The 12268-nt window shown below is 69.2% G+C and carries 8 protein-coding genes; 4 read left to right on the top strand and 4 right to left on the bottom strand.

Going from position 1 to position 12268, the window contains the following annotated elements; translation table 11 throughout:
- Positions 1 to 438: 438 nt before the first annotated feature.
- The 3 genes from QZ500_RS13530 to QZ500_RS13520 form a co-directional block, all read right to left on the bottom strand.
- The gene (locus tag QZ500_RS13530) at positions 439 to 3330 is read right to left on the bottom strand and encodes a TonB-dependent receptor (RefSeq protein WP_295855926.1); all 2892 of its coding nucleotides are present in this window, start codon (positions 3328 to 3330) and stop codon (positions 439 to 441) included.
- Between the two features lie 891 nt (positions 3331 to 4221).
- Positions 4222 to 5868, bottom strand: coding sequence for a chaperonin GroEL (gene groL, locus QZ500_RS13525; RefSeq protein WP_010340980.1), 1647 nt, complete (start codon positions 5866 to 5868; stop codon positions 4222 to 4224).
- A 147-nt stretch (positions 5869 to 6015) separates the two neighbouring features.
- A complete protein-coding gene (locus tag QZ500_RS13520; RefSeq protein ID WP_010340979.1) occupies positions 6016 to 6303 on the bottom strand; it encodes a co-chaperone GroES in 288 nt (95 codons plus the stop codon).
- Positions 6304 to 6583: 280 nt separating this feature from the next.
- On the opposite strand from QZ500_RS13520, the gene QZ500_RS13515 reads away from it, so the two are divergent.
- The 4 genes from QZ500_RS13515 to QZ500_RS13500 all read left to right on the top strand — a co-directional run bounded on the left by QZ500_RS13515 (position 6584) and on the right by QZ500_RS13500 (position 11714).
- Positions 6584 to 8362 (top strand): endonuclease, encoded by a 1779-nt coding sequence (locus QZ500_RS13515; RefSeq protein WP_267083854.1) that lies wholly within the window; start codon positions 6584 to 6586, stop codon positions 8360 to 8362.
- Between the two features lie 127 nt (positions 8363 to 8489).
- Positions 8490 to 8822 carry a divalent-cation tolerance protein CutA gene (cutA, locus tag QZ500_RS13510; protein WP_017907317.1) on the top strand — a complete coding sequence of 111 codons (333 nt, stop codon included), beginning with the start codon at positions 8490 to 8492 and terminating at the stop codon, positions 8820 to 8822.
- Positions 8823 to 8826: 4 nt separating this feature from the next.
- A complete protein-coding gene (locus QZ500_RS13505; RefSeq protein ID WP_295855925.1) occupies positions 8827 to 11124 on the top strand; it encodes a protein-disulfide reductase DsbD in 2298 nt (765 codons plus the stop codon).
- Entirely contained in the window at positions 11121 to 11714 is a 594-nt protein-coding gene (locus tag QZ500_RS13500) for a TlpA disulfide reductase family protein (protein ID WP_148827983.1), read from the top strand. The genes QZ500_RS13505 and QZ500_RS13500 overlap by 4 nt, the downstream gene beginning before the upstream one ends.
- 234 nt (positions 11715 to 11948) lie before the next feature.
- On the opposite strand, the gene QZ500_RS13495 is transcribed toward QZ500_RS13500, so the two are convergent.
- Positions 11949 to 12268, bottom strand: a 320-nt coding sequence (locus QZ500_RS13495; protein WP_295855924.1) for an FAD-binding protein, incomplete at its 5' end; no start/stop codon positions are given.

Below are 12268 nucleotides of genomic sequence, written 5' to 3'. Positions count from 1 at the left end.
AGGGAGAGGGGCTAGTGCGCTTCCCTTCTCCCGCTGGGAGAAGGTGCCCCGCAGGGGCGGATGAGGGTGCGGCAGCAAGCGATCCAATCTCCATAAGCACACGCCCATGCGTTCTTGCGTGGCGCTGTGCACTCCGGACCCTCACCCCAACTTCTCTCCCGCAGGGAGAGGGGCTAGTACGCTTCTACGCTTCCCTTCTCCCGCCGGGAAAAGGTGCCCCGCAGGGGCGGATGAGGGTGCGACAGCAAGCGATCCAATCTCCACAAGCACACGCCTATGCGTTCTTGCGCGGCGCTGCGCGCTCCGGACCCTCACCCCAACCCCTCTCCCGGTGGGAGAGGGGCTAAAGCGCGTTCCTGCCGCATGTTACGTAGCGCCGCGCCGACTTCAGCGCTAACCAAAACCAATCCCGAATCCCCACTCCCAAATCCCGGCCCCTCAGAAATCCAACACATATTCCATCGCCACCTCGCGGCCGATCGCGTCGTACAGGGTGGTGTTGTAGAACTGGTAGCCGTAGTAGCGCTCCTTGTTGTCGTAGCCGACGGTATCGAGCACGTTGTTGATGTACAGGTTGACCTTCATCTTCGGGGCGATGCGGTAGCCGGCGGTGAGGTTCCAGTACAGCGCCGGGCCGACGCGACCGAAGTAACGCGTGGTGCTCTCGCCGAAGTGGCGGTTGCCGCTGTCGGTGACGCGGCAGGCGTCGGAGGGGCTGGGCTGGTAGCCGTCGTCGAAGCGGGTGCAGGTGCCCCAGTTCACCGCCTGGGTGGAGCCGAAACGCTTGGCATAGAGAGTGAGATCCAGCGGACCGCCGTTCTCCCAGTGCACGCTGCCGCGCAGCTTGCTGCGGATCTTCTGGTCGCGCAGGTTCTTGTCGTCGTCGGTGCGATAGGTCTGCTCGTGGTAGCCGATCAGGTTGTTGTAATCCAGGGCGAAGCTGAAGTTGCCCCAGCGCGCGGTGTTGAGGCGGTACTTCAGCGAGGCGTCGACGCCGGACACGTGCATCTGCGCGATGTTGATCGGCCCCTGCTCGATGCCGGTGACGCGGCCGGCGGCATCGCGCGCCACGCGCGAAAGGATGCGCGCGCAGTACTCGGCACCGCCGGGATTGACCCACACGCCGCCGGCGGTGGTCAGGCCGGTGCGGCAGCCGGCTTCGGCGCTGAGCACCTCGTCGCGGTTGAGGTCCTTGATCATGTCCTGCAAGCGAATCCGGTAGTAGTCCGCGGTCAGCGACAGGCCCTCGGCGATGTCCCAGACGAAGCCGGCGGTGACCGAGCGGCCATGCTCCGATTCCAGGTCCGGGGTGCCGCGGCGATTGACCTGCATCAGGTAGAACACGTCGCTGTTCTCGGCGCTGCAGCCGCCGGTGAGGTAATAGCCCTTTTGGATGCAGCGGTACTGATCGATCACGGTCTGCTGGGTGGAACTGGGTTCGCCGAGCACGTAGTGCATGTCCGGGGCGCGGAAACTGGTGGCGACGCTGCCGCGCAGCAGCAGCGTGCTCAGCGGCCGCCACTCCAGGCCGGCGCTCCAGGTGGTGTCGCGCTGGGTGCCGATCGCCGCGCCGAGGTCGCTGCCGTAGGCGCGGTAGTCGCCGTAGCGGTCGTGCCGCGCCGCCAGGCTGGCGTTGAGCGAGGACAGCAGCGGCACGTCGAACTCGATGCCGCCGGAGTAGCGCAGGCGCTCGCCGCCACCATAGTCGACCACGTCCAGCGGATAGCAGGTGTTGGCGCAGGGATCGGGTGACAGCCGGTAGCCCTGCTTGGCCACTTCGCCGACCGCGGCGAACTTGATCGGCCCGGCCCAGCCCTGCAGCAGCTCGCCGGTGATGTTGGCGCTGGCCTGGTTGACCCAGGAATCGGCACGGTTGTGCGCCTTCACCGCCAGGTCGTTGTACTGCGCGCCGGTCAGCGGCTGGTACCAGCGCGACTCGTCCAGATCGTAGATCGGCGTGCCGTCGGCGGTGCCGCCCAGTTGCGGGCCGAGGAAATAGGCGGTGGCCTTCTGCGCGTCCACGGTGCGCACGTATTCGTCCACGGTGTAGCGCGCGCGGCCCACCGCCAGTTCCCAGTCGAAGCGATCGGCGAGGCGGCCCTTGAGGCCAGCGCTCAGGTCCCAGGACAGTTCCTTGGTGGTGTTGGCCAGGTTCTTCCAGCCGCCGGATTCGAAGCGGGTGAGCTGGCGGATCGCGTACAGGTCGCGGTCGCTGCCGGTGTCGTGGAACGGGCCGAGGTAGACGTAGGGCGGGTCGTAGGTCCAGTAACCCAGGCTTTTGGTCGTGGACAGCGTGCTCCAGGCCTGCACGCCGTTGTCGAAGTCGAAGGTGCCGTACAGATACGCCGAGCCGCTGTCGCCGCCGCTGGCGGCCAGCCAGTCGGCGTAGTCGTGGGCCATGCCGCAGTAGCCACCGAGGTTGCGCACGGTGTCGCTGTTGTAGTCGTAGCTCAGCCGCTGCGCGTCGACGAACTGACCGCCGAAGCGTGCGCAGGTGCCGCTGGGCGGCGCCAGGCGCGTGTTGTTGCCGGCGTCGACCAGGCTCAGGCCGGTGAACGGATTGAAGCCGTACTTGCGCGCCTGCGCGGTCCAGTTGCTGTAGGACTCGTCGTCCTGGTCGTCCATCTTCGGCCGCTCGCCGACCGACAGCGGATCGCGCCGGGTCCACTGCAGTGCGTAGGTCAGGTTCCACGTGTCGCCGCTGCGCCCGCCGACCCAGGACAGGTCGACCACGTCGCGCCCGCCGGCGGTGGCGGTGCCGCCGCGCAGGCGCACCTGGTTGCCTTCGTAGCCTTGCTTGAGGATCACGTTGATCACGCCGGCGACCGCGTCCGAACCGTAGATGGCCGAGGCGCCGCCGGTGAGGATCTCGATGCGCTCCACCGCCGCGGAGGGGATGTTGGCGTAGTTGGCGAAGTTGCTCTCGCCGGCGTACGGCTGCGGGTAGTCGGCGACGCGGTGGCCGTTGACCAGCAGCAGGGTGCGTCCGGGGCCAAGGTCGCGCAGGCTCACCGGCGAGGCGTTGGGCGTGTGCGAGCCGTACTTGGTGTCGGCCTCGACGCTGCCCTGCTGGTTGAGCGTGCTGAGCACGTCGTAGACGGTGAGGAAACCTTCCTGCTGGATCTGCTGCGCGCTGATCGTCAGCACCGGCTCGGCGCCCTCCACCTCCGAGCGTTTGATCCGCGAGCCGGTGACCACGACCTGGCCCAGGTCGGTGGTGGCGGCGGCCTTGGGCGCGGCGGTGTCGGCGTCCTGCGCGCGCGCGTCGCTGGCGCCGTACAGCGCCAGCACGATACCGAACGCGAGGGTGGTGGATGAGCGAAGTGGCATGCGGTGTCCCCGGCAGCGGATGGAAGCAGCGCCGTGCGAACACGACCTGCGGCGCCCTCTTCGCTGCGCCGCGCCCACGACCGTGCTGCGCATGCCGCAGGCACGCGCCACCCTGCGCCGGCCGCGGCGCACAGAAGAAGACGAACATGCGGGCGTGCAGATCCCCCTGGACGCCCGTGCGTCCTAACCTGCATGGCGCTGAAAACGCTGTCAACACGCGGCTACAGCGCACTTGTAGACGATTGCGCGTTGTGCGCGATTCGCCGCGCAGCGCGTCGATTCTCGCCGTATCGCCACCGCAGGCCGTGCCAGCCGCACCTCTGGCGGAGACGCTGCTGGGCAACGATGGACTGCATGCGCATCGCGATCGCGTGCCCCTCTCACGTTGGGAGAGGGGTTGGGGCGAGGGTCCGGCGCGCAGCGTCTCGTGGTGTTTGAGGTGCATGGAGCGAAGCCTGCATTCGCATCCGTCCGGTTGGGTCACTGCCGCCTGGCACGCCTGTGCCGCGCCTCGGTCGGGAAGATCGCACAAGCCCGGCACAGGCAGCTTCCATGACCCGCTTCGCTGCTTACCGCAGCTCGGCGAGAAACGCCGTTGTCCTCGCGGGAGCGGCTTCAGCCGCGACAGGCATTCCCGGTAGCGCCTCGTCGCGGCTGAAGCCGTTCCTGCAACATGGCTCCGCCGTCTTTACCAAAGTGCCCTACAGACGCTCGGTAAAGCAGGTTCTGCCGCGGCGCGATGCGTGGATGCGCCGCGGCGTTGGCCAGGGTGCACGAACGCGCAGACAAACGCATCGGCATGCCGCCATGTCGACAGCACAAAAAAAGAGCCCCGCATCGCTGCGGGGCTCCTTTCGACTGCGTGGAACAGGTCGGCCGAGGCCGGCTGGATCAGAAATCCATGCCGCCCATGCCGCCCATGCCGCCGCCCATGCCGCCCGGAGCGGCCGGCTCTTCCTTCTTCGGGGCCTCGGCCACCATCGCTTCGGTGGTGATCATCAGGCCGGCGATCGAGGCGGCGTTCTGCAGCGCCGAACGGGTCACCTTGGTCGGATCCAGGATGCCGAACTCGACCATGTCGCCGAACTCGCCGTTGGCGGCGTTGTAGCCGAAGTTGCCGCTGCCTTCCTTGACCTTGTTGAGGATCACGGACGGCTCTTCGCCGGCGTTGGTGACGATCTCGCGCAGCGGCGCTTCCATCGCGCGCAGCGCGATCTGGATGCCGTGGGTCTGATCTTCATTGGCGCCCTTCAGCTCGCCGATCGCGCTCAGCGCGCGCACCAGCGCCACGCCGCCGCCCGGGACCACGCCTTCTTCCACCGCCGCACGGGTCGCGTGCAGGGCGTCTTCGACGCGCGCCTTCTTTTCCTTCATCTCGATCTCGGTCGAGGCACCGACCTTGATCACCGCCACGCCGCCGGCCAGCTTGGCCACGCGCTCCTGCAGCTTCTCGCGGTCGTAGTCCGAAGAGGTCTCTTCGATCTGCGCCTTGATCTGCTTGATGCGCGACTCGATCGCCGAGGTGTCGCCGGCGCCGTCGATGATGGTGGTGTTCTCCTTGGAGACCTGCACCTTCTTGGCGCGGCCCAGGTCCTTGATGGTCGCCTTCTCCAGCGCCAGGCCCACTTCCTCGGAGATCACGGTGCCGCCGGTCAGCACGGCCATGTCTTCCAGCATCGCCTTGCGACGGTCGCCGAAGCCCGGGGCCTTGACCGCCACGACCTTGACGATGCCGCGGATGGTGTTGACCACCAGGGTCGCCAGCGCCTCGCCTTCCACTTCCTCGGCGACGATCAGCAGCGGCTTGCCGGCCTTGGCCACGCCTTCCAGCACCGGCAGCAGGTCACGCACGTTGGAGATCTTCTTGTCGTGCAGCAGCACGAACGGGTCGTCCAGGTCGGCCTGCTGGCTCTGCTGGTTGTTGATGAAGTACGGCGACAGGTAGCCGCGGTCGAACTGCATGCCCTCGACCACGTCCAGCTCGTTCTCCAGGCCCGAGCCTTCCTCGACCGTGATCACGCCTTCCTTGCCGACCTTCTTCATCGCGTCGGCGATGATGTTGCCGATCGACTCGTCGGAGTTGGCGGAGATGGTGCCGACCTGGGCGATGGCCTTGTCGTCGGCGGTGGGCTTGCTGATCTTCTTCAGCTCGGCCACGGCGGCCACGACGGCCTTGTCGATGCCGCGCTTGAGGTCCATCGGGTTCATGCCGGCGGCGACCGCCTTGGAACCTTCGCGGATCAGCGCCTGCGCCAGCACGGTGGCGGTGGTGGTGCCGTCGCCGGCGTTGTCGGAGGTCTTGGAGGCGACTTCCTTCACCATCTGCGCGCCCATGTTCTCGAACTTGTCGGCCAGTTCGATTTCCTTGGCGACGGAGACGCCGTCCTTGGTGATGGTCGGGGCGCCGAAGCTCTTCTCGAGCACGACGTTGCGGCCCTTCGGGCCCAGGGTGGCCTTGACGGCATTGGCGAGGATGTTGACGCCGCGCACCATGCGCGAACGGGCGTCTTCACCGAAACGGATATCTTTGGCAGCCATGTTGAGTTACCTCGGGAATAGGGAATGGAGAACAGGGAATCGGCAGATCAAGAGCGGGCGGTCGGGACGGGACGGAAATCGCGGGCGACGAAGGCGCCTGACCGATTCCCGATTCACCATTCCCGATTCCCGCGATCGGCGGCGCTCTTAGCCGACGATCGCCAGAACGTCGTCTTCGCGCAGCACCTTGTACTCGACGCCTTCGGCCTTGTAGCTGGAACCGGCGTACTGGCCGTAGATGACCTTGTCGCCGACCTTCAGCGCCGGGGCGCGCACGCTGCCGTTGTCCAGCGGCTTGCCGGCGCCGACGGCCACGACTTCACCCTTGGTGGACTTTTCCTTGGCCGAATCCGGGATCACGATGCCGCCGGCGGAGATTTCGTCGGCTTCGATCGGCTTGACTACGACGCGGTCGTGAAGCGGCTTGATGCTCATTGAGTGAGACCTCTTAAGTGATTGATTGGTCTAGGAAAGGCCGGCGATGTTAGCACTCGCCCATGACGACTGCCAGCAACGCTCGCGAAAAAACCCGGTAGCGCCGGGATGCGCCTGATGTAGTGCCGTGGCCGGGGCTTTCAAGGGCGGGAGGCAAAAAATTTTTGCCAGGAACGTGCATTCGGTGGCAAGCAGTGACCGAATCCCGTCACAGTGTCACAGAGGCAGGCTAGGCTGAGCGCGGACCCAGGGGGGGATCCGTCACCAAAAGGAGTTGTCGATGAAGCCATCCGCCGTTGCGCTGCCGCTGGCCTGCCTGCTCGCCCTTGCCGGGCCGGCCCAGGCCGCCGTATTCATCAATGAATTGCATTACGACGATGCCACCGCCGCCGGCGACACCGGCGAAGGCGTGGAGATCGTCGCCACCGCCGGGGAGAGCCTGAGCGGCTACCGCGTCTACCTGTACAACGGCAGCAACCCGGGGTCGGCCACCGTCTACGCCAACAGCGCGGTGCCGGCCGGCAACCTGGTCAGCTGCGGCGGGCAGGTACGCATCGCCACCGTCAGCTACGCCAGCAACGGCATCCAGAACGGGCCCAACGACGGCCTGGCGCTGGTCGACGGCAACGGCAAGGTGGTGCAGTTCCTCAGCTACGAGGGCGCCATCACCGGCGGCGGCGGCCCCGCCGCGGGCATGACCAGCCAGAACCTGCCGGTCAGCGAGAGCAACAGCACCCCGGCCGGCACCTCGCTGCAGCTGCGCGGCAACGGCAGCGCCGCGGCCGACTTCAGCTGGAGCGACAGCGCCACCAGCACCTTCGGCGCCTGCAACAACGGCCAGACCTTCGCCGGCGGCGGCGGCAGCAACGCCGCGCCGACCGTGACCGCCACCACCCCGACCCAGGGCGCCACCGACTTCCCCGCCGCCGGCGACCTGGCGGTGACCTTCAGCGAGGCGGTGAGCCTGGCCAGCGGCGCGTTCGGCCTGAGCTGCCAGCAGTCCGGCAGCGTGGCGCTGACCTACCCCAGCAGCGGCACCCAGTTCGCGCTGTCCACCAACACCGCGCTGAAGGCCGGCGAGAGCTGCACCCTGAGCATCGTCGCCGCACGCGTGAGCGATGCCGACGGCGCGCATCCGGCGCAGGATCGCAGCGTCGCCTTCAACGTCGCCAGCAGCTCGGGCGGCGGCGGCAACGGCGCCGGCAGCTACTACTCGCGGGTCAACACCTCCAGCCCCAGCCAGCTGCGCTGCTCGCTGCACGAGACGATCAAGGGCCACACCGTCTATCCGTACAGCAGCAGCTCCGGCACCGACACCTGGGCCATCCTGGAGATCGCCGACGAGGATCCGAACAACAGCCAGCGCGTGCTCGACGCCTACCGCAACCGCAGCTATGCCAAGGGCACCGACCGTGCCGGCAGCGGCAGCGGCCTGAAGTACAACCGCGAGCACAGCTGGCCGAACTCGCTGGGCTTCGGCACCGCCACCGGCAACAAGGGCCTGCCCTACGCGCCGTACACCGACACCCACATGCTGTACCTGACCGACGCCACCTGGAACGCCGACCGCGGCAACAAGCCCTACGCCAAGTGCGACAGCAACTGCGGCGAGCGCGCCACCGAGGCCAACGCCGGCTTCGGCGGCGGCAGCGGCCGCTACCCGGGCAATTCCAACTGGGTGCGCACCCCGGACGGCAACAGCGGCACCTTCGAGGTGTGGGACCACCGCAAGGGCGACATGGCGCGTGCGGTGATGTACATGGCGATCCGCTATGAGGGTGGCGTGGATGCCAAGACCGGGCAGTCCGAGCCGGACCTGGAGCTGACCGACGACCGCAGCAAGATCGTCAAGACCTCGTCCTCTCCGGCCTACATGGGCCTGCTGTCGACCCTGATCGCGTGGAGCCAGCAGGACCCGCCGGACGACGCCGAGCGCGCCCGCAACGAGGTGATCTACAGCTTCCAGGGCAACCGCAACCCGTTCATCGACCACCCGGAGTGGGCGACCTCGTCGCTGTTCACCTCGGCCAAGCCGGCCAGTTGCCAGTTGCTCAACTGAGCCGTGGTGCCTCGCCCGCTGCGGCTGCAGCGGGCGGGGATTAGGGATTAGGGATTGGGGATGCGCGGCGGCCGGCCACGGACCGGCGCCGCCAAAGCGCGGCCGGCATCCCTATACTGTCGGCCGCATGTCCGCGCCCGCCCTCCGCTTGCTGCTCAGCACCTGCCCCGATCCGGCCAGCGCCGCGCGGGTCGCCCAGGCGCTGGTCGACGAACGCCTGGCCGCCTGCGTCAGCCGCCTGCCCGGCGTGCAGTCCACCTATCGCTGGCAAGGCGAGGTGGAACAGGGCGAGGAGGTGCTGCTGCTGATCAAGACCGCCGCCGACCGCCTGCCCGCGTTGCGGCAGCGGCTGTGCGCGTTGCACCCGTACGAGGTCCCCGAACTGGTCGAACTCGAGGTCGCCGGCGGCCTGCCGGCCTATCTGCAGTGGGTGCATGCCGAAACCCGTGAGGAACCGTAAGCCGATGACCCTGCTGCACCGCCTCGCCGCCCTGTGCCTGCTGGCCGTGGCCGCCTTCCCCGCCCTGGCGATCAGCGAAAAGGACCTGCTGCCGGTGGACCAGGCCTTCGCGCTGAGCGCACAGGCACCCGAACGCGGCCGCATCGCGCTGCACTGGGACATCGCCAAGGGCTACTACCTGTATCGGCACCGCATCGCGGTGAAGGTGATGGGCGGCTTCAAGCCCAACCCGACCCTGCAGTTGCCGGCCGGCCACAAGAAGACCGACCCGTACTTCGGCGAGGTGGAGACCTACCGCGACGAACTGAACGCGGTGCAGAGCGGCGTCGCCGATCCCGGCACCAGCCGCGTGCAGCTGGAGGTGCGCTACCAGGGCTGTGCCGATGCCGGCGTGTGCTATCCGCCGCAGAAGCGCCTGCTCGAGGTGACCCTGCCGGCCGCCACGGCCGCCACCGATCCCGCACCGGCACTGCCGCCGCCGACCGCAACGGGCGGGCTGCCGGGCAGTGGCCCGGGCGCCGGCAACGGCGCCAAGCCGCTGTTCGGTCCCGGCCCCGGCACCGCGGCGGTGCAGGGCCTGCCGCTGCCCTCGGACCAGGCCTTCCAGTTCGAAGCCATCGTCGGCGACGGCAATACCCTGCTGCTGCGCTTCACCCCGGCGCCCGGCTACTACCTGTATCGCGACCGCACCGCGCTGGCGCTGGAGGGCGCGCCCGGCATCCGCACCGGCATGCCGCGCTGGCCCAAGGGCAGCTCGCACCAGGACGAACACTTCGGCAACGTGGTGGTGTACTTCGACCAGACCGAGGTCACCGTGCCGCTGCAGCGCCAGCGCGCCGACGCCACCGCCGCGACCCTGGTGGCGACCTTCCAGGGCTGCCAGACCGACGGCATCTGCTACCCGCCGATGACCCGGCGGGTGAAGCTGGCGCTGCCCAAGGGCACCGTCACCCCGGCCGACCAGGCCGAGGTCAGCCCGCTGCTGGTGACGCCGCTGGACAGCCGCCAGGCCGACGCCAACGACGCGGCCGCGGCCACGGCCGCCGATGCCCTGCCGGCGACGCCGGACGCCTCGGCGCACAACGCCGCGCGCAGCGCCGCACCGCCGCCGGCCACGCAGAACCTGCTGTGGATCCTGCTGCTGGCGCTCGGCGGCGGCCTGCTGCTGAACCTGCTGCCGTGCGTGCTGCCGATCCTGTCGCTGAAGGTGCTGGGCCTGGCGCAGAGCGGCGAGAGCCGCGGCCGCGCCCGCAGCCATGCGCTGTGGTACACGCTGGGCGTGCTCGCCTCCTTCGCCGTGGTCGGCGGCATCGCCGTGGCCGCGCGCCTGCTGTGGGGCTTCCAACTGCAGCGCCCGGGCTTCGTCGCGGTGCTGGTGTACCTGATGTTCGTGGTCGGGCTGAGCCTGTCGGGGGTGTTCACCCTCAGCGCCAACCTCGGTGGCGTCGGCCAGTCGCTGTCCACGCGCAGCGGTCCGGTCGGCGACTTCTTCACCGGCGTGCTGGCCTGCGTGGTGTCCAGCGCCTGCATCGGCCCGTTCATGGGCCCGGCGCTGGGCTATGCGCTGACCGCGCCGCCGGCGATGGCGATGCTGGTGTTCCTGACCCTGGGCCTGGGCCTGGCGCTGCCGTTCCTGCTGATCGGCTTCGTGCCCTCGCTGGCCAGGCGCCTGCCCAAGCCCGGCGCCTGGATGGAAACGCTCAAGCAGGTGCTGGCGTTCCCGATGTACCTGAGCGCGATCTGGCTGCTGTGGGTGCTGGGCAAGCAGCGCGGCGTGGACGCGGTGGCGCTGCTGCTGATCGGCGCCACCCTGCTGGCGCTGGGCCTGTGGTGGTTCGAGCGCGCGCGCTGGCGCGACCACAAGACCGGCATGCGCCTGGCCGCCGTGCTGCTGCTGGCCGCGCTGGTGCCGGCCTGGGGCGTGACCCGGCTGCCGCCGCCCAGCGCCAGCGTCGAGCGCAACACCGTGGCCTATTCGCCGCAGATGCTCGACCGCCTGCGCACCGACAACCGCGTGGTGTTCGTCAACATGACCGCCGACTGGTGCGTCACCTGCAAGGCCAACGAACGCAACGTGTTCGACAGCGACGCGTTCCGCGACACCATCAAGCGGGTGGACGCGGTGTACATGAAGGGCGACTGGACCAACGAGGATCCGCGCATCAGCGCCTTCCTCGCCGAGCACAAGGCGGTGGGCGTGCCGCTGTACGTGGTCTATGGCCCTGGCGCGCCGCCGACGGTACTGCCGCCGGTGCTGAGCCAGGCGGTGGTCGAGGACGCCCTGCTGCGCGCCGCGCGATGACCCCCGCCAGCGCGCGCCTGCTGGCGGTCGCCGCGGTGGCGGCGGTGCTCGGCGTGGCGGCGGCGCACTGGTGGGAACGGCGGACGCCGGCGCTGGCCCCGGCAACGTCCGCCACGGCCAGCGGCCATGCGGCCGCGCCGCCGGTCGCCGCGGCGCGCCCGGGCGATCCTGCCCCGGCGCTGCGCCTGCCCACGCTCGACGGCGGCCACCTGACCCTGGCCCAGTTCCGCGGCCGGCCGCTGCTGGTCAACGTGTGGGCGAGCTGGTGCGAACCCTGCGTGCGCGAGATGCCGGAACTGGACCGGCTGGCGCGCGCGCAACCGAGCGACGGCCTGCAGGTGCTGGGCATCGCCCTGGACCGTGCCGAAGACGTGCGCGCCTTCCTGCAGCGGGTGCCGATCGGCTACCCGATCGCGCTGGAGACCCCGGGCCCGGCCGACGCCAGCGTGCGCCTGGGCGACACCCAGGGCCTGCTGCCGTACAGCGTGCTGATCGACGCCGACGGCCGCATCGTCAGGCAGAAGCTCGGCCCGTTCGCGCCGGGCGAAGTGGAGGGCTGGGTGGGCGGCGGCGCGCAGCCGACGCAGTAGCCGGCGAGCCAGCCGCCGATGCGCGCCCTTGTGGGAGCGACGTCCGCGTCGGCGACGCATTGCCGATGGCGCTGTCGCGACTCACCTCGCGCCTCCCAAGCGGCTTGCGGCGAACCTGCCGGGTGCACTGTGGGAGGGACGTCAGTCCCGACGCATTGCATTATCGGGAAAGCGCACTGCGGCGTCGTGAGAGTTGCCTCCCACGCCACGTCCACGCCGCACCGGATCAGTCCGCTAGAACGCCTGCAGCTGGCGTGCTTCGCCAACACTGCCATTCCCGGTCCGCACCTGCGCCAGCATCGCCAGCTCCTCGGCCAGGCGCTGCGCAGCGGTGCGCAGTTCCGGCACCGCGGTGATCTCCCACAGCACGCCACGCAGCAGCGGCCCGATGCAGTACAGCCCGGCGACCGGATGGCCGCTGCCGTCGCGCACCCGCAGGCGCTCGTCCACCTGCAGCCCCAGGCCCAGTGGATCGGCCTGCAGCAGGCCGGCGTCGCGCATCGTGGCGACCAGCGGATGGCTGGTGCGGGCGACGTCGGTGTCCAGCCCGGTGG

Source organism: uncultured Xylophilus sp. (assembly GCA_913776965.1).
GTDB lineage: Bacteria > Pseudomonadota > Gammaproteobacteria > Burkholderiales > Burkholderiaceae_C > Xylophilus.
The sequence above is the reverse complement of the archived record's forward strand: the minus strand, read 5'-3'. Positions and strand labels throughout refer to the sequence as shown.

Bases quoted from the DNA above. Each gene is read 5' to 3' on its own strand.
- QZ500_RS13530 (WP_295855926.1), bottom strand. From the start codon at position 3,330: ATGCCACTTCGCTCATCCACCACCCTCGCGTTCGGTATCGTGCTGGCG.
- groL (WP_010340980.1), bottom strand. From the start codon at position 5,868: ATGGCTGCCAAAGATATCCGTTTCGGTGAAGACGCCCGTTCGCGCATG.
- QZ500_RS13520 (WP_010340979.1), bottom strand. From the start codon at position 6,303: ATGAGCATCAAGCCGCTTCACGACCGCGTCGTAGTCAAGCCGATCGAA.
- QZ500_RS13515 (WP_267083854.1), top strand. From the start codon at position 6,584: ATGAAGCCATCCGCCGTTGCGCTGCCGCTGGCCTGCCTGCTCGCCCTT.
- cutA (WP_017907317.1), top strand. From the start codon at position 8,490: ATGTCCGCGCCCGCCCTCCGCTTGCTGCTCAGCACCTGCCCCGATCCG.
- QZ500_RS13505 (WP_295855925.1), top strand. From the start codon at position 8,827: ATGACCCTGCTGCACCGCCTCGCCGCCCTGTGCCTGCTGGCCGTGGCC.
- QZ500_RS13500 (WP_148827983.1), top strand. From the start codon at position 11,121: ATGACCCCCGCCAGCGCGCGCCTGCTGGCGGTCGCCGCGGTGGCGGCG.